Raw genomic sequence first — 225 nt, 5'->3', positions numbered from 1 at the left:
CGCGTGCGGCGACCGGATCGCCGCCCTCGACAAGCGCGTGACGGACGAGGCCCGGGAAGCCATCTCGGCCTCGACCAGCGGCAAGGCGACCGCGGCCGCTCGCGAGGGCCAGGGGGTGGACACGTCGAACCGGGGCGGGCCGGCCGTTCCCGAAGCACCGCCCGAGAAGTCGGCCCAGGCCGGCCAGGGAGGCGACAAGGCGCAGCAGGCCAAGGTCGCGCTCGA

General features: G+C 76.0%; 1 pseudogene. It reads left to right on the top strand.

Features of this window, described 5'->3' with window-relative positions:
• Positions 1–225 (top strand): annotated as a pseudogene (locus WDW90_RS41335) (hypothetical protein); the annotation flags it as partial.

This window comes from Methylobacterium nigriterrae (assembly GCF_037106235.1).
Lineage (GTDB): Bacteria > Pseudomonadota > Alphaproteobacteria > Rhizobiales > Beijerinckiaceae > Methylobacterium > Methylobacterium nigriterrae.
This window is presented reverse-complemented; position numbering and strand designations above follow the sequence as displayed.